Source organism: Microbacterium sp. B19(2022), from assembly GCF_012030385.1.
Classification (GTDB): Bacteria; Actinomycetota; Actinomycetes; order Actinomycetales; family Microbacteriaceae; genus Microbacterium; species Microbacterium oxydans_B.
This window is the reverse complement of sequence record NZ_JAAUVO010000008.1, coordinates 115,939-131,312: the sequence shown is the minus strand read 5'-3', so window position 1 is coordinate 131,312 and position 15,374 is coordinate 115,939. Positions and strand designations below refer to the sequence as shown.

17 protein-coding genes are annotated in these 15,374 nt (G+C 69.3%); 8 read left to right on the top strand and 9 right to left on the bottom strand.

Translation table 11 applies throughout. The annotated features are described in order from the left end of the window. The first annotated feature begins 25 nt into the window (after positions 1 to 25). Together HCX50_RS09375 and HCX50_RS09370 are read left to right on the top strand one after the other, a co-directional pair. Complete coding sequence (locus HCX50_RS09375) at positions 26 to 1,447, top strand: aminopeptidase P family protein (RefSeq protein WP_091034101.1); 1,422 nt, start codon at positions 26 to 28, stop codon at positions 1,445 to 1,447. A gap of 4 nt (positions 1,448 to 1,451) precedes the next feature. Next, a complete protein-coding gene (locus HCX50_RS09370) occupies positions 1,452 to 1,607 on the top strand; it encodes a hypothetical protein (RefSeq protein ID WP_167381614.1) in 156 nt (51 codons plus the stop codon). 27 nt (positions 1,608 to 1,634) lie between these two features. On the opposite strand, the gene HCX50_RS09365 is transcribed toward HCX50_RS09370, so the two are convergent. The 3 genes from HCX50_RS09365 to HCX50_RS09355 all read right to left on the bottom strand — a co-directional run bounded on the left by HCX50_RS09365 (position 1,635) and on the right by HCX50_RS09355 (position 3,792). Then, positions 1,635 to 2,285: an alpha/beta hydrolase family protein gene (locus HCX50_RS09365; protein WP_091034104.1), complete on the bottom strand. Its 651-nt coding sequence runs from the start codon at positions 2,283 to 2,285 to the stop codon at positions 1,635 to 1,637. After that, positions 2,285 to 2,641, bottom strand: coding sequence for a DUF4870 domain-containing protein (locus tag HCX50_RS20175; protein ID WP_140403348.1), 357 nt, complete (start codon positions 2,639 to 2,641; stop codon positions 2,285 to 2,287). The genes HCX50_RS09365 and HCX50_RS20175 overlap by 1 nt, the downstream gene beginning before the upstream one ends. 410 nt (positions 2,642 to 3,051) lie before the next feature. Beyond that, positions 3,052 to 3,792: a general stress protein gene (locus HCX50_RS09355; protein ID WP_237682423.1), complete on the bottom strand. Its 741-nt coding sequence runs from the start codon at positions 3,790 to 3,792 to the stop codon at positions 3,052 to 3,054. Between the two features lie 85 nt (positions 3,793 to 3,877). On the opposite strand from HCX50_RS09355, the gene HCX50_RS09350 reads away from it, so the two are divergent. From HCX50_RS09350 to HCX50_RS09340, 3 genes are read left to right on the top strand one after another with little or no spacing between them, the layout of a single operon-like run. Then, positions 3,878 to 5,143 carry a magnesium transporter MgtE N-terminal domain-containing protein gene (locus HCX50_RS09350; RefSeq protein WP_091034547.1) on the top strand — a complete coding sequence of 422 codons (1,266 nt, stop codon included), beginning with the start codon at positions 3,878 to 3,880 and terminating at the stop codon, positions 5,141 to 5,143. Further along, a complete protein-coding gene (locus tag HCX50_RS09345; protein ID WP_091034110.1) occupies positions 5,143 to 5,655 on the top strand; it encodes a DUF1003 domain-containing protein in 513 nt (170 codons plus the stop codon). Before HCX50_RS09350 ends, HCX50_RS09345 begins: the two co-directional genes overlap by 1 nt. Continuing rightward, on the top strand, positions 5,652 to 6,773 hold the full coding sequence (locus HCX50_RS09340) for a P-loop NTPase (RefSeq protein WP_167634000.1): 1,122 nt from the start codon (positions 5,652 to 5,654) through the stop codon (positions 6,771 to 6,773). Before HCX50_RS09345 ends, HCX50_RS09340 begins: the two co-directional genes overlap by 4 nt. 13 nt (positions 6,774 to 6,786) lie before the next feature. On the opposite strand, the gene HCX50_RS09335 is transcribed toward HCX50_RS09340, so the two are convergent. Both HCX50_RS09335 and HCX50_RS09330 read right to left on the bottom strand, forming a co-directional pair. Beyond that, positions 6,787 to 7,428, bottom strand: a complete 642-nt coding sequence (locus HCX50_RS09335) for a hypothetical protein (protein WP_167633998.1) — start codon at positions 7,426 to 7,428, stop codon at positions 6,787 to 6,789. After that, positions 7,425 to 7,802 carry a twin-arginine translocase TatA/TatE family subunit gene (locus HCX50_RS09330; RefSeq protein WP_091034118.1) on the bottom strand — a complete coding sequence of 126 codons (378 nt, stop codon included), beginning with the start codon at positions 7,800 to 7,802 and terminating at the stop codon, positions 7,425 to 7,427. The genes HCX50_RS09335 and HCX50_RS09330 overlap by 4 nt, the downstream gene beginning before the upstream one ends. 90 nt (positions 7,803 to 7,892) lie before the next feature. Between HCX50_RS09330 and HCX50_RS09325 the strand changes: the two genes are divergently transcribed. Beyond that, on the top strand, positions 7,893 to 8,531 hold the full coding sequence (locus HCX50_RS09325; RefSeq protein ID WP_167633996.1) for an O-methyltransferase: 639 nt from the start codon (positions 7,893 to 7,895) through the stop codon (positions 8,529 to 8,531). Between the two features lie 96 nt (positions 8,532 to 8,627). Here the strand turns inward: HCX50_RS09325 and HCX50_RS09320 are convergent, their stop codons facing one another. From HCX50_RS09320 to dapE, 3 genes are all read right to left on the bottom strand, one after another. Beyond that, positions 8,628 to 8,801 carry a DUF3117 domain-containing protein gene (locus tag HCX50_RS09320; RefSeq protein WP_017203323.1) on the bottom strand — a complete coding sequence of 58 codons (174 nt, stop codon included), beginning with the start codon at positions 8,799 to 8,801 and terminating at the stop codon, positions 8,628 to 8,630. 94 nt (positions 8,802 to 8,895) lie between these two features. Beyond that, complete coding sequence (locus HCX50_RS09315; protein ID WP_167633994.1) at positions 8,896 to 10,113, bottom strand: hypothetical protein; 1,218 nt, start codon at positions 10,111 to 10,113, stop codon at positions 8,896 to 8,898. Beyond that, a complete protein-coding gene (gene dapE, locus HCX50_RS09310; protein WP_167633992.1) occupies positions 10,095 to 11,168 on the bottom strand; it encodes a succinyl-diaminopimelate desuccinylase in 1,074 nt (357 codons plus the stop codon). Before dapE ends, HCX50_RS09315 begins: the two co-directional genes overlap by 19 nt. Before the next feature lie 65 nt (positions 11,169 to 11,233). On the opposite strand from dapE, the gene dapD reads away from it, so the two are divergent. Then, positions 11,234 to 12,181, top strand: a complete 948-nt coding sequence (gene dapD / locus HCX50_RS09305) for a 2,3,4,5-tetrahydropyridine-2,6-dicarboxylate N-succinyltransferase (protein ID WP_167633990.1) — start codon at positions 11,234 to 11,236, stop codon at positions 12,179 to 12,181. A gap of 281 nt (positions 12,182 to 12,462) precedes the next feature. Then, positions 12,463 to 13,860, top strand: a complete 1,398-nt coding sequence (locus HCX50_RS09300) for a DEAD/DEAH box helicase (RefSeq protein ID WP_167633988.1) — start codon at positions 12,463 to 12,465, stop codon at positions 13,858 to 13,860. A 70-nt stretch (positions 13,861 to 13,930) separates the two neighbouring features. Here HCX50_RS09300 and HCX50_RS09295 read toward each other — a convergent pair whose 3' ends face one another. Beyond that, positions 13,931 to 15,220: a citrate synthase gene (locus HCX50_RS09295; RefSeq protein ID WP_081859847.1), complete on the bottom strand. Its 1,290-nt coding sequence runs from the start codon at positions 15,218 to 15,220 to the stop codon at positions 13,931 to 13,933. Positions 15,221 to 15,374: the final 154 nt, after the last annotated feature.

Here is a 15,374-nt window from a genome sequence, read left to right as displayed (position 1 = left end):
TCCCTGCAGATGACAGACTGGAGGGATGAGCACCGGAGAGCGCGACACGATCGCAGAACCCACCGTCGAAGCATCGGCCGAGAACAGCACCACGAACCGCAAGCAGCCGTTCCCTCAGGGCTTCCTCGACACCATCTCCACCGGCTGGGCCGAGCGCCCGGAGACCCTTCCGGCTCCCCGCGCACAGGCCGCCTACGCCGCCGTCCGCCGTGCCGCCGTCTCGGCCGCGTTCCCCGGCAAGCGCCTGGTGATCCCCGCCGGCTCCCTCAAGCAGCGCAGCAACGACACCGACTACGTCTTCCGGGCGCACTCCGCCTTCGCGCACCTCACCGGATGGGCGTCGGACGCGGAGCCCGACTCGGTACTGGTCTTCGCGCCCACCGACTCGGGGCATGACATCACGCTCTTCTTCCGCGAGCGTGCCGACCGGACGACGACCGAGTTCTACGCCGATGCCACGGTCGGCGAGTTCTGGATCGGCCCCCGCCCGTCCCTGGCCGGCGTCGCCGCCGACCTCGACATCGCCACCGCCCACCTCGACGAGCTCGAGGCCGTGGCGGGCGAGCTCGTGCTCGAAGACGACGAGGCGCTGACCCGATTCGTCTCCGAGCTGCGCCTCATCAAGGACGAGTTCGAGATCGCCGAGATGCGCCGTGCGGTCGAGATCACGGCCGACGGGTTCGACGACATCATCCGCGAGCTTCCCGCCGCCGTCGCCCACGCCCGCGGCGAGCGCGTCGTCGAAGGAGTGTTCCACCGCCGGGCCCGCGAAGACGGCAACGGCGAGGGCTACGACACGATCGCCGCCTCGGGTCCCCACGCCTGCTACCTGCACTGGACGCGCAACGACGGCACCGTCGTCCCCGGCGACCTGATCCTGGTCGATGCCGGTGTCGAGGCCGACAGCCTGTACACGGCCGACATCACCCGCACGCTTCCCGTCTCCGGCACGTTCACCGAGGTGCAGCGCCGCGTGTACGAGACGGTGCGCGAAGCAGCGGATGCGGCCTTCGCTGCAGCGCGGATCGGTGTGCGGTTCCGCGATGTGCACGGCGCGGCCATGAAGGTCATCGCCGAGCGCACCGCCGAGTGGGGCCTGCTTCCGGTCACCGCCGAGGAGGCGCTCGATGCAGACAAGGGCGGCCAGCACCGCCGGTACATGGTGCACGGCACCTCGCACCACCTCGGCATCGATGTGCACGACTGCGCGCAGGCACGTCGGGAGATGTACTACGACGGCATCCTGGCCCCCGGCATGGTGTTCACGATCGAGCCCGGCCTGTACTTCCAGATCGACGACCTGACGGTTCCGGCCGAGCTCCGCGGGATCGGCGTGCGCATCGAAGACGACATCCTCATGACCGAGGACGGTCCGGTCAACCTGTCGGCGGACATCCCGCGCACGGCCGACGAGGTCGAGGCCTGGATCGCCCGGCTGAAGGCCTGACGCCATGTTCGGAGTCGTCAGCTTCTTCGCCATCGTCCTGATCTACGCCGTCGCAGCGCTCATCGCCGGCGCGGTGATCTACTTCGCCGTGCTGCTCGCGCTCAAGTCGCACACGCGCTGGGTGGATCAGGGGAAACCAGGCCGTTCCCGGCCGTTCTGACGTATGCACGTCGCCGAGTTCGCCCTGCTAGCGGCGGACGAACTCGGCGACGATCGGCGCGAGAGATTCGCCGATCTCGGAGGCGGGACGCTTCTGTCCCTTCACCTCGAAGGTGTGGCCGCCGCCCTCGATCCAGACGACTCGGGCATCCTGACAGGACGCGACCGCTTCTTCGAACTGCGAGATCGGCTGGATGAAAGGGTCGTTCGTCCCCTCGACGAACAGCTGCGGAACCGCGATGGCCGGCAGATGCTCCACGCGCGGCTTCTCGGGCCTGCCCGGTGGGTGCAACGGATAGCCGAGGTACGCCAGGCCGTCGACGATGAGTCCGTCCGCGACGGCCATGGACGCCATGCGTCCGCCGTAGGACTTGCCCGTCGCCCACACCGTGTTTCCCGGTTCCTGCGCGCGGGCGAACGCCACAGCGGCCTGCCACGTCGACATGGCGTGCGCCGCGGGTCCGGGCATCTTCCTGCCCTGCTCCACGTACGGGAAGTTGAAGCGCAGAGTGGAGAAACCTAGTCCGCCGAGGGCCTCCGTGAACCCTGTGAGGAACGGATGGCCCTTGCCGGTGCCGGCACCGTGCGCGACGAGCACCGTCATGCCGTTCTCGCCCGCGGACCAGTCTGCGCTGACCACGGTCGGCTCCGTCGGGAGATCGACCTGGATCGTCGCCATCAGGCGCGTGCGAAGGGGATGGCGAAGGGGACGCGCATGACGCCTCCCGACGACACCCGCACCGTACCGATGATCACGAGCACGACGTGGAGCAGTGAGACGGCGAAGTACAACGTGATGGGGATGCCCAGCGGGAAGAACCCGGTGGACGCGGTGCCCTGCGAGGTCAGGGTGATGAGCAGCACGAAGTGCATGACGAGGAGCACCGTCGACACCATCAGGTAGGTCAGTCCCCAGTTCAACGCCGATCGCGCGTTCTCCGCAGCGGGTCCGCCGGCTCGTCGCGCCGATGCTCCGCTGACAGCCATCGCGAGGCCCGACGCGAGCCCTCCGATGAACGGGAAGGGGATGAGCACCAGGAAACCGAGCGCCCACGGGAGCAGACCGCGCGCCGGCGCGACCGCTGGGGGGAACTGCCCGGGGTAGCCGGGGGCGGGGTACGTCTGCGACGGATATCCGGGTCCTGGGTACGCCGGCGGGGCATACCCGGGCGGCACCGCAGCAGCCGGTTGGCCGGGTGCCTGGTAGGTGGGCGCCGGGTACCCGGGTGCGGGGTATCCGGGTGCGGGGTATCCCGCGGGCGCCGTAGGCGCAGGGTATGCCTGAGCCGGCGGCGCCGGGGGCACAGGCGATGCAGGCGGCACGGTCGGCGCAGGGGGAACGGGCGGTGCAGACGGCGCAGGGGGCGCGGCCGGTGCAGGTGGCACCGGCGGCGCAGGTGGCGGCGGCGGAGCGAACTCCCCCGGCTGATGGGGCTCGGGAAGCGTCATCGTCGGTCACCTTCCGGCGCATCCGAGCCGGGCACGATGCCGGGTTCGGGAACGGGCAGCGGGGAGATCGGCTCGGCCTCGTCGGCCGCGGGCGCCGCAGGGGCGGCTTCGGGGGCGGGACCGCCGTCCGGCTGCTGTGGTTCCGCGACGGGATCGGCCGGACGCGGCGGGACCACGGGCTCCGCGGGCTCGGGAGTCACCGCACCGGGCGTGATCCGCTCGCCGTAGCGCGGCGGCTCGTCGAGGTTCACGGGCGGCCGCACCGGCGCCGTCTTCGTCGCGCCGAGCACCTGACGGGCCTTCGCGAGCGATGCTGCCTGCACCGTCACCTCGTAGTGGTCGGCGGCGAACTGCGTGACGCTCGCGAAGTCGCGTCGGCGACGAACGATCGCGTAGGTGACGAGGCTCAGCAGCATCCCGAGCGCGACGCCGATGAAGACGAAGCCGACGAAGAGCTGGATCGGCACCTCGGGGTTGCCGATCACGAGGATCGCCGAGAGGAACAGGCCGATCAGGACGCCGTTGACGGCGCCCGAACGCGCGGCCGCCGCATACCCCAGCTTTCCGGTGACGCGCTCGACCGTGCGCACGCTCTGCCCGACGATCGCGATGTCCCTGGCCGGCACCTCCCCCGCGATCAGCTTCGACACCGTCTTCTGCGCGCTCTCGTAGTCGCGCGTCGAAGCGACCATCTCGCCGGTCTCGGTGCCGCTCGCGGGGCGGTTCAGCATGCTCATCCGGCTATTCTTCCACGCGCACCCGTCGACGGCCCGAGGCGCGACCATCCCGCCCTCGACCGGACCCGCCGACTACTCTGGAGAAGTGAGCACACAACGGGTTTTCGCCGCGCGCCTGGCCGGGTGCGCCGTCTTCGACCCCCTCGGCGACCGGCTCGGCAAGGTCCGGGATGTCGTCGTCGTGTATCGAAGTACCGCGGCGCCCCGCGTGATCGGCCTGGTCGTCGAGATCCCGGGGCGACGTCACGTGTTCCTCTCGATCGGCCGGGTCACGTCGATCCGGTCCGGACAGGTCATCACCACCGGACTGATCAACGTGCGACGCTTCTCTCCCCGCGCCGGCGAGGTGCGCGTGCTCGCCGAGATGCTCGGACGGCGCGTGAGCTTCGCCGACGGCAGCGGCACGGCCGTCATCGAAGACGTCGCGATCGAACCGAACCGCCTCGGCGAATGGGCGATCAGTCAGCTCTTCCTCCGCCGCCCGAAGACCAGCGCCTCGCCGTTCGCGAAGGGTCCGACCACGTTCGCCGCCTGGAGCGAGGTCGCCGAGCAGCGTGCACCGGGCGAGTCTCAGTCCGCTGAGCAGCTCGTCGCCTCGTACTCGGAGCTGCACGCCGCCGACCTCGCCAACACCCTTCTCGATCTTCCGCAGCAGCGCATGATCGAGGTGGCCGAAGAGCTGTCGGACGACCGTCTCGCCGACGCACTCGAGGAGATGCCCGAAGACGAACAGGTGCACATCCTCGACCGTCTCGGCGATGAGCGCGCGGCCGACATCCTCGACCAGATGGAACCGGACGACGCCGCCGATCTGCTCGCCCAGCTGGCCCCGGACCGACTCGAACAGCTTCTCGAGCTGATGGAGCCGGAAGAGGCCGAAGACGTCAGGATGCTGCTGCGCTACGGTCCCGACACCGCGGGTGGTCTGATGACCCCGGAGCCGATCATCCTCTCCGCAGACGCCACCGTCGCGGAGGCATTGGCCCTGATCCGCCGTCACGAGCTGCACCCCGCACTCGCCGCCGCCGTGTTCGTGACCCTGCCACCGTTCGAGACGCCGACCGGGCGCCTGCTCGGCCTCGTGCACTTCCAGCGGATGCTGCGCTACCCGCCGCACGAGCGCCTCGGAGCGATCCTGGACGACAGCCTCGAGCCCGTTCCCGTCACCGCGTCCGCCGCCGAGGTGGCGCGGTTGCTGGCGAGCTACGACCTCGTCTCGCTCCCGGTGATCGACGCAGCGCACCGGCTCGTCGGCGCGATCAGCATCGATGATGTGCTCGACTATCTGCTCCCCGATGACTGGCGATCGCACGACAGCGACACACCGTCCCCCGCGAAGGAGGCACGCTGATGCCCCGCTCGCCGCGCCTCGATGCCCCCGGCCGCAGCACGACGAGGCCCCGCACGACCTCGCGCGACCGGTTCGGCCGGTTCACGGAGTGGGTGGCCCGCGCGATGGGCACACCGACCTTCCTGCTCATGCTCAGCTTGTTCTGCGTGGCCTGGATCGTCTGGAACACCTTGGGGCCTGACGAGCTGCGCTTCGACGACGCCGCCCTCGGCTTCACCGCCCTGACCCTCATGCTCTCTTTGCAGGCCTCTTATGCCGCGCCGCTGATCCTGCTCGCCCAGAACCGACAGGACGACCGCGACCGCGTGCAGATCGAGCAGGATCGCCAGCGCGCGGAACGCAACCTCGCTGACACCGAGTACCTCGCCCGGGAGATCGTGGCGCTGCGGATGGCGCTCGAGGAGCGCAATTCGCAGGCCGTCACGCGTGACGTTCTCCGACAGGAGCTGAAGGCTCTCCTCGCCGAGCTCGAAGACACCGGGGACAAGCCGACGGCGGGCGCCGCATCGTGACCGAGACCGACCTCGTCCGTGCCGCGGTCTCCGCGGTGACGGACCCGGAGCTGCGCCGCCCTATCGGCGAGCTCGACATGGTGCGTGAGATCGCCGTGGACGGAGACCGCGCTCAGGTCGGCATCGTCCTGACGATCGTGGGCTGCCCTGCAGCGGCGCGCATCGAGTCCGACGTGCGCGAGGCTGCGGCATCCGTCCCCGGCATCGCCTCGGTCGACGTCGAAGTGGGCGTGATGACGCCGGCGGAGCGCAAGGCGCTGACCGAGAAGCTCCGCGACGGCAGGCCGGCCCGCCAGATGCCCTTCGGGCCCGACTCGCTCACCCGCGTGATCCTCGTCTCCAGCGGCAAGGGCGGCGTGGGTAAATCGACGGTCACCGCCAATCTCGCCGTGGCACTCGCAGACCAGGGCCTGTCCGTGGGCCTCGTCGATGCCGACGTGCACGGATTCTCGATTCCCGGGCTCCTCGGCATCCCCGCCGGGACGCAGCCGACTCGTATCGACGACCTCATGCTGCCCCCGGTGGCGCACGGCGTGAAGACCATCTCGATCGGGATGTTCCTCCGCGACGGCGAGGCCGTGGTGGCGTGGCGCGGACCGATGCTGCACCGCACGGTGCAGCAGTTCCTCACCGACGTGTTCTTCGGCGACCTCGATGTGCTGCTCATCGACATGCCGCCCGGCACCGGCGACATCGCCATCTCGATCGGCCAACTCCTCCCCCACGCCGAGGTCCTTGTCGTGACGACGCCGCAGACCGCCGCCGCAGAGGTGGCCATCCGCAGCGGACTCGTCGCGCGGCAGACAGGTCAGCGGGTGATCGGCGTCATCGAGAACATGGCGGCGTACACGCTCCCCGACGGCACGGTCATCGATCTGTTCGGCTCGGGTGGAGGGGCTGCGGTCGCCGAAGCTCTCTCCGAGCCGGGCGCCACGGTCCCGCTGCTGGCCTCGATTCCCCTGAGCCCCGCGCTCCGCGAGGGGGGCGACGCCGGCCTCCCGATCGTCGCCGGCGAGACGACGGATGCCGCGGCCACGACGATCCTCGACCTGGCGCGCACGCTCGCCCGGCAGGGGCGGGGCCTGTCCGGCCGCTCGCTGCCGATGACGATCGGCTGAGTTCGCGGCCCTCCTACGGCTCGGGCGACTCCGTCCAGGACTCGTGCGCGCGCTCGGCATCTCGCGTGCTTCTCCGTCTGGTGACCCGACGGCGGACCAGGATGACGACGGGCAGCAACGCGGCGACGGGAAGACAGAACACCGCACCGAACGCCAGGAGCGTCCCCGTGGCGAAGTCGTTCCCCCCTGTGCGTCCGAGTCCAATGGAGCCACTCCCGAAGGCGTCCCCGGCGACGAGGAACTCGCCGTCGTAGGTGTCGAGCGAGTCGATACAGGTGACGGTATGGACGCCCTCATGAGCAGCGGTGAACTGCGTGTGCTGCTCGAACCCGCGTTTCGGGGTCATCCACCAGAGCGTGTCGTCCCACGACAGCGAGGGTCCTCCGCGCTGAGGGAGAGCGGCGCCGTCCGGGCCCGACACCGAGCACTCCAACGTCCCCAGCATCGCGGAGATGCCGCTGCCCCAGATGCCGACTCGCTCGCCCGCCCGCAGCTCGACCGTCTCCCCCCGTCCCAGCGGAACCGGGTCCGCATCTCTCACGGAGGCCGCGACGGGCAACACCCAGAGCGTCCAGATCAGCACACCGATGCACGCGCACAGCGCGGAGAACCCGAATGCCACGGCATCGCGATCGGCGAGCCGCCCTCGGGTCACGTGGCTTCGGGGTCGAACGGAGGCCGGTTGCTCGCGCTGAACTCCTGCGGGAGCGCACGGGGAGCGACAGGCTCCGCGATCGTCTCTCGCGCCTGCGTCGGCGTCGCGGCCGGCTGCGGCTCCTCGAACAGCGCGTCGCGGATGATGCGTCGCGGATCGTACTGACGGGGGTCGAGCTTGCGCCAGTCCACATCGTCGAGCTCCGGACCCATCTCCTCGCGCATGCGGGACTTGGTCGAGCGAAGATACTCGCCGGCCTTGCGGACCATGCGGGAGAAGCCTTCGGCAGCTCGCGGAAGACGTTCCGGGCCGATGATGAGGACCGCGATGAGGCCGATCAGCAGCAGCTTCTCGAAGGTGAGCCCGAACGTCATCTCTACAGGCTACCGTCGCGCCTGCGGTCCGCGGGTACACCGAGCGAATACTCTGGAGGGGACCACCGGGCAGGCAGGGAGAAACAGGCCATGAGCGAGCACGACGCGAACGCGCGATTCCTTCGCGAGTCCATCGTGGAACCCGACTCCATCGCACGTGCGCGCGCGCACGCGGTCGAGCTCGGCGCGATGCCGATCAGCACCGTCGTCGGTTCCCAGGTCGCCGTGCTCGCCGCCGCGACCGGCGCGCGCTCGATCGTCGAGATCGGCACCGGCGCAGGAGTCTCCGGACTCTGGCTGCTGCACGGAGCGCCGCAGGCCGTGCTCACCTCGATCGACAACGAGCCCGAGCACCTCGCAGCAGCGCGAAAGGCTTTCACCGACGCGAAGGTGCCGTCCACCAAGGTCCGATTCATCACCGGTCGCGCCATCGACGTGCTCCCCCGCATGAATGAGTCCTCGTACGACATCGTGCTCGTCGACGCCGACCCCGACCACATCATCGAGTACGTCGAGCACGGACTCCGCCTCGCCCGCACCGGCGGCATCGTGCTGGTGCCGCGGATTCTCGGCGGCGGCCGCGTGGCCGACCCGGTGCAGCGCGATGAGGTCACGTCGGCCTACCGCTCGCTGGTGCAGGAGACGCAGGAGTCTTCGGCCGTGTTGGCGACCGTGTCACCCGCAGGCGAAGGACTGCTCCAGCTGATCAGACTCGCCGAACGCGACTGAGAAGAGCCGCGCTCGGGTACGCCCCGGAATCGACAAAGGGCGGTGGATCCGAGGATCCACCGCCCTTTCGGTCCGCGGATGCGGACCTCAGATCGTTCAGGCCGGTGCCACGACGGCTGCAAGCACGTCGTGAAGTTCCTTGGCCTCGGCGTCGTTCACGGAGACGACCAGACGGCCGCCGCCTTCGAGCGGAACGCGCACGATGATGAGTCGTCCTTCTTTCACGGCCTCCATGGGTCCGTCTCCGGTCCTCGGCTTCATCGCTGCCATCGTGGCTCCCTTTCCTCCGGTGGTATGGAATGAGTTTATCGGGTGTCACCGGGACCTGGAGGTCACCGAGCAACAATTGGGTCGCCGGACACCGTCAGGGCACCTGCCAGAACGTGCTTCCGAGCGCATACACGTGGTAGATCCAGAGCCATTGGCCCAGGAGGCAGAGGGCCACCACACCGACGCGCCACCACCTCGATCGAGGAACCGCGACGGCGCCCCAGAGCGGGCTGAGGGGCAGCAGCAGGCGGAACGTGCTGGACTGCGGGAAGAACACCGCGAGGAGGTACAGGAGATAACTGGCGCTCCACAGACGCAGGTCACCGCCGAGGGCGCGCACCTGGGGCGAGCGCAGGAGGGCGACGGCGGCCGCCGCGACCAGGAGCACGAGCGCCACCGGCCCCCACCACTGCGGCATGCCCCAGAGCGCGAACCAGAACTGCGAGGCCTGAACCCATCCTTCGAACGGCAGAAAACCGTCGACGCCGCCGACGATCCAGTGCCGGCGCCACGCGAGTTCCGTCGCGAGATAGGCACCGGGATCGCCCGTGACGACACCGGCGATCAGCTGCCAGGCGAAGCCCGCCGCGGTCGCGAGCGCCCCGAGCGCGACGATGTGCGTGATCTCCCGCCCGGTGAGCGGCTCCGTCTTCCGGCGGAACCAGCGCACGACGCCGTGCAACCCGAGGTAGAGGGCGAAGGCGAGGATCCCGGGGCGTGTGAAGGCCATCACCGGGATCAGGAGGTAGAGCCGGCCGTACTCGTGTCTGATCGTCGCATCGAGCGCGAGGAACAGCAGCAGCAGGAACAGAGTCTCGGCATAACCGACCTGGAACATCGCGGCGATCGGCCCGGCAGCGAAGAACACGACTGCCCAGAGCGCCGCAGAAGCGCCGATGCGGTCACGGAGCAGACGATGAAGCGCGAGGCACGCGAGATACCCCGCGGCCAGCGAGATCAGGAGAGCGCCGACTCCCCAGGACCCGAAGACGAAGCCCACCGCCTTCGCCGCATATGCGAACACGGGCATGAATGCCCAGGCGTTCTCGGCGACTTCGCCCGACTCGGTCAGGGGAAGCTCGGTCGGATAGCCGGACTCGGCGACCAGCCAGTACCACTGGGCGTCCCAGCCGAGGATGAAGTCATCGAGTCCGGCATCGGCCCCGAAGCGCGAGAACGACGTCGACAGCGACGCGGCGATGAGCAGGAAGATCGTGGTCGTTGCCCGTGCCGCGAGGTAGATGATCGCGATCCGCAGCGCGATCGGCGCCTGCGCCCAACGGCGAGCCGTGCTCAGCGCGAGGTGAGCCATGCGCGCAGGCCCCGCTCCACGGCGTCGATCTGCGCGAGCGGTACGCGCTCCTCGTCGTGGTGCGCGAGGTGCGGGTCGCCGGGACCGTAGTTCACCGCCGGAATGCCGAGCGCCGAGAAGCGGGCGACGTCGGTCCAGCCGTACTTCGGGCGCGGCTCGGCGCCCACAGCCGCCACGAACTGCTTCGCGATCTCGGCGTCGAGTCCGGGGCGCGCGCCCTCGGCGGCGTCGGTGATCTCGATCTCGAAGCCGGCGAGAACCCCGCGGAGGTGCGCTTCAGCGTCCGCGGCGGACTTGCTGGGCGCGAAGCGATAGTTGACCTCGACCTCGCACGCGTCGGGGATGACGTTGCCCGCGACGCCGCCGGCGATTCGCACGGCGCTCAGGCTCTCCCGGTACAGGAGCCCCTCGACCGGCACCTCCCTGGCGCGGTACTCGGCGAGCCGCGTCAGGATCGGCGCCGCACGGTGGATCGCGTTCTCGCCGATCCACGCTCGTGCACTGTGTGCGCGAACGCCGGCCGTGCGCACGATCGCGCGCAGCGTGCCGTTGCATCCGCCCTCGACCTCGCCGTTGGAGGGTTCGCCGAGGATCGCGAAATCCGCCCGGAACAGGTCGGGTCGCACCGCGGCGAGCAGGCCGAGGCCGTTCTTGGACGCCTCGATCTCTTCGTTGTCGTACCACATCCAAGTGATGTCGATCGCGGGATCGGTGAGCTCCGCCGCGAGCTTGAGCTGCACGGCCGTGCCCGCCTTCATATCGACGGTTCCGCGCCCCCAGAGATAGGGCACGCCGTCGATCTCGATGTCCCTGGTCGGCAGGTTCGCATTGATCGGCACGGTGTCGATGTGACCGGCGATGGCGACGCGCTGCGCGCGCCCGAGATCGGTGCGGGCGACGATCGTGTTGCCGTGGCGGAAGACTTCGAGGTGCGTCAGCGGCGTGATGGCCGCCTCGATCGCGTCGGCGAGGGTCTTCTCGTCGCCGGACACGCTCGGGATGTCGCAGATCGCACGGGTGAGGTCGACGGAGGACGCGGTCAGATCGAGCACCATGGGTCAAGCCTACTTACCCCGTCATGCGTGAAGTCCCCCGCCTCCCGGCGCGATAGCGTGGAGGGATGAGCGACGCACGCACCGTATGGGGTATCGGCCTGACCACGATCGCCGGCGATGGCACGGTTCTCGATGCGTGGTACCCGGATGTCCGCACGGGATCTGCCTCAGCAGACGATGCGGCCGTCGCCGCGCTCGAGCCCCTGGTCGGCGCCGATGAGCGACGGAACGTGACCGTCGAGATCATCCGGCTCCAGATCGACCTCGACGCAGCTCCCGCTTCCACGGCCGACGCGTACCTGCGACTGCACGCCCTCTCGCACCTCGTCGTGCGCCCCAACGAGCTGAACCTGGAGGGCATCTTCGGCCACCTGCCGAACGTCGCCTGGACGAACGCCGGCCCGGTGCTCCCCGCCGACGCCGCCCGTCTGCGGCCGCACCTCCAGCGCGCCGGCATCCAGGTGCAGGGACTGGACAAGTTCCCGCGCCTGACCGACTACGTGCAGCCTGCGGGCGTCAGGATCGCCGATGCCTCGCGCGTGCGGCTCGGCGCACACCTCTCCCCCGGCACCACCGTGATGCATGAGGGCTTCGTCAACTTCAACGCCGGAACGCTCGGCTCCTCCATGGTCGAGGGACGCATCTCGCAGGGCGTCGTCGTGGGCGACGGCAGCGATATCGGCGGCGGTTCCTCGATCATGGGCACGCTCTCGGGTGGGGGCACGCACCGGGTGTCGATCGGCTCGCGCACCCTGCTCGGAGCGAACGCCGGCATCGGCATCTCCCTCGGCGACGACTGCGTGGTCGAGGCGGGCCTGTACGTGACCGCCGGGACGAAGATCGTGCTGGTCGACGGCCCCATGACGCCGGACGGCGGACGCAAGACGGTGAAGGGCGGAGAACTATCCGGCCAGGACGGGCTGCTCTTCCGCCGGAACTCCCTCAGCGGCGCCGTCGAGGCCGTGCGCCGTGCCGGCGTGGGCGTGACGCTCAACGACGCCCTTCACGCCTGAGAGCCTTCCCTGCGCGTGCGTCGGCCGCCCGCGACCCGCGCGTGGAGGCGGCATGCAGCCGACGGCATGCACGCACTGGTAGACTGACACCGTTGTCCGCACCGCCGGTGCTGCAACATCGTCGTCGTCATGGGGTCTCCGAGGACCGAAGCGAGCAGAACTGCTCCCACCACCAGCATGAGCTGGCATTTCGAACGGCGAACCGATGCGCAATTCCTGCGCCGTCGCCCACCTCACCCCTTATCTCGCGCCGATCACTCGTGCGCTGACGGAGTTTCTGCATGTCTACTTTCCTTGAACTCGGCGTTCCCGCCGAGCTCGCCGCCGTTCTCGCCGATTCCGGCAAGACCGAGGCCTTCGCGATCCAGCGCGACACCCTTCCCGACTCCCTCGCGGGTCGCGACCTGCTCGGCCGCGGACGCACGGGCAGCGGTAAGACCATCGCCTTCGCCCTGCCGCTCGTGGCGCGCCTCGCCGCATCCGGTGGTCAGCGCCGCGCCGGCCTCCCGCGCGGACTCGTCCTCGCCCCGACCCGTGAACTCGCGACGCAGATCGCCGCGACCATCGCCCCGCTCGCCGAGGCTGCCGGCCTGCGCGTCACGACCGTCTTCGGTGGCGTCAGCCAGCGTCCGCAGGAGCAGGCGCTGCGCGGCGGCGTCGACATCGTCGTGGCCTGCCCCGGTCGACTCGAAGACCTCATGAAGCAGCAGGTCCTGCGCCTCAGCGCGATCGAGGTCACCGTGCTCGACGAGGCCGACCACATGGCCGACCTCGGCTTCCTCCCCGGCGTCACCCGCATTCTCACCGCGACGCCGGCCGGTGGCCAGCGCCTCCTGTTCAGCGCGACGCTGGACCGCGGCATCGACACCCTCGCCCGCCGCTTCCTCTCGAACGCGGTCAGCCACGAGGTCGATGAAGAGAGCGTGCCCGTGGGCGAGATGACCCACCGCGTGCTGGTCGTCGACTCCACCGACAACAAGACCGCCCTGGTGAAGGAGCTCGCCTCCGGCACCGGCCGCCGCATCCTCTTCACCCGCACCAAGCACCAGGCGAAGAAGCTCGCGAAGCAGCTCACGGCTGCCGGCATCCCGGCCGTCGACCTGCACGGAAACCTGTCGCAGAACGCTCGTGAGCGCAACCTCGGCGCCTTCTCCGCCGCACCGGAAGACGGCGGAGTGCGCGTTCTCGTCGCAACCGATGTCGCCGCCCGTGGCGTGCACGTCGACAACGTCGACCTCGTCGTCCACGTCGACCCGCCCGTCGAGCACAAGGCATACCTGCACCGTTCGGGACGTACGGCCCGTGCCGGTGCTGCCGGCACCGTCGTGACCGTTGTGCTCCCCGAGCAGCGCCGTGACGTCAAGGACCTGCTGCGCAAGGCGGCTATCTCGGCTCCGCTGGAAGATGTCACGACCGCTGCCGTCACGGCCCTGGTCCCCGAGCGCGCCCCGCACGTGCGCCCGGCTCCCGTGCAGGCTCCGCAGCAGCAGCAGCGTCAGTCGTCCAAGCAGCGTCCCGCCGGTGGCGAGAAGAGCGGTGCGGCGAACCCGCCCGCACGTCGTCGTCGCCGCCCCCGCGCCGGTGGCGCCGGTGGCCAGGGCAGCGGCTACCAGGGCGGTGGCTACTCCACGCAGAGCGGACAGTCCCGTCAGGGCGGCCGCAGCGCGCAGGGTCGCTGACCCGCGGACGCAGCTCGACAGCAAAGCGCCCCTTCCGTTTCGGCGGAAGGGGCGCTTTCTCGTTCTGTGCTCAGCGCGTCGGGAAGGACCGCTCGGGAGAGCCCGTGTACAGCTGCTGCGGGCGGCCGATCTTGGTCTGCGGGTCGAGCTGCAGCTCGCGCCACTGCGCCAGCCAGCCGGGCAGACGACCGATGGCGAACAGCACCGTGAACATCCGGGTCGGGAAGCCCATCGCCTTGTAGATGACGCCCGTGTAGAAGTCGACGTTCGGGTACAGGCGACGCTCACGGAAGTAGTCGTCGGCGAGGGCGAGTTCCTCGAGCTCCTTCGCGAGGTCGAGAAGCGGATCGGTGACGCCCAGCGAGGAGAGCACCTCATCGGCGGCGTCCTTGACCAGCTTGGCGCGCGGATCGTAGTTCTTGTAGACGCGGTGCCCGAAGCCCATGAGCTTCACGCCCTCCTCCTTGTTCTTCACCCGCTCCACGAAGCGCGAGACGCTCTGGCCGGAGTCGCGGATCTGCCCCAACATCGTCAGGACGGCCTCGTTCGCACCGCCGTGCAGCGGACCGGAGAGTGCCTGGATGCCGGCGGAGACCGAGGCGAACTGGTTCGCGCCGGTAGAGCCCACCAGGCGGACAGTCGAGGTGGAGGCGTTCTGCTCGTGGTCTTCGTGGAGGATCAGGAGAAGCTCGAGAGCCTTCGACATGACCGGGTTGACCTCGTACTCCTCGCTGTGCACGCCGAAGTTGAGCTTGAGGAAGTTGTCCACGAAGCTCAGCGAGTTGTCGGGGTACAGGAAGGCCTGGCCGACGCTCTTCTTGTGCGCATAGGCCGCGATCACGGGCAGCTTGGCGAGCATGCGCACCATGTTCAGCTCGACATGCTCGGGGTTGTGCGGGTCGGTCTGCCCCTCGTAGTACGTCGAGAGGGCGGCGACCGCCGACGAGAGCACCGACATCGGGTGCGCCGTGTGCGGCAGAGCCGAGAAGAAGCGCTTGAGGTCTTCGTGTAGCAGCGTGTGGCGACGGATCTTCTCGTCGAACTCCGCCAGCTCGGAAGCCGAGGGCAGTTCCCCGTAGATCAGGAGCCAGGCGACCTCGAGGTAGCTCGTCGATCCTGCCAGCTGCTCGATGGGATATCCGCGGTAGCGCAGGATGCCCTTGTCGCCGTCGATAAACGTGATGTCGGACTTGGTGGACGCCGTGTTGACGAAACCGTAGTCGAGGCCGGTGTAGCCGGTCTGCCGGGTCAGCGTCGAGAAGTCGATGCTGTCGTGGCCTGCCGTACCGCGCAATACCGGGAATTCGGCGGTTGTATCGCCGATCGTCAGCTTCGCCGTCTGCTCTGCCGCTGCGCTCACGCGGTCCTCCTCCTGGCGTCCGACCCCGCTGGTCGCGGTGCATCGGACAAGATCTTGATCAAGTCGGAACTGGCGATCTCACGGCGCTGTGGCACCAGGTCGAGACACGACCGAATCGCCTTTACAGCCTAGTAGGCACACAGGCCTACTGTGA

Coding starts and splice junctions, on each gene's coding strand:
- HCX50_RS09355 (WP_237682423.1), bottom strand. CDS start 3,792: ATGAGCATGCTGAACCGCCCCGCGAGCGGCACCGAGACCGGCGAGATG.
- dapD (WP_167633990.1), top strand. CDS start 11,234: ATGAGCGACGCACGCACCGTATGGGGTATCGGCCTGACCACGATCGCC.
- HCX50_RS09315 (WP_167633994.1), bottom strand. CDS start 10,113: ATGGCTCACCTCGCGCTGAGCACGGCTCGCCGTTGGGCGCAGGCGCCG.
- HCX50_RS09330 (WP_091034118.1), bottom strand. CDS start 7,802: ATGACGTTCGGGCTCACCTTCGAGAAGCTGCTGCTGATCGGCCTCATC.
- HCX50_RS09375 (WP_091034101.1), top strand. CDS start 26: ATGAGCACCGGAGAGCGCGACACGATCGCAGAACCCACCGTCGAAGCA.
- HCX50_RS09300 (WP_167633988.1), top strand. CDS start 12,463: ATGTCTACTTTCCTTGAACTCGGCGTTCCCGCCGAGCTCGCCGCCGTT.
- HCX50_RS09320 (WP_017203323.1), bottom strand. CDS start 8,801: ATGGCAGCGATGAAGCCGAGGACCGGAGACGGACCCATGGAGGCCGTG.
- dapE (WP_167633992.1), bottom strand. CDS start 11,168: ATGGTGCTCGATCTGACCGCGTCCTCCGTCGACCTCACCCGTGCGATC.
- HCX50_RS09370 (WP_167381614.1), top strand. CDS start 1,452: ATGTTCGGAGTCGTCAGCTTCTTCGCCATCGTCCTGATCTACGCCGTC.
- HCX50_RS09365 (WP_091034104.1), bottom strand. CDS start 2,285: ATGGCGACGATCCAGGTCGATCTCCCGACGGAGCCGACCGTGGTCAGC.
- HCX50_RS09325 (WP_167633996.1), top strand. CDS start 7,893: ATGAGCGAGCACGACGCGAACGCGCGATTCCTTCGCGAGTCCATCGTG.
- HCX50_RS09345 (WP_091034110.1), top strand. CDS start 5,143: ATGCCCCGCTCGCCGCGCCTCGATGCCCCCGGCCGCAGCACGACGAGG.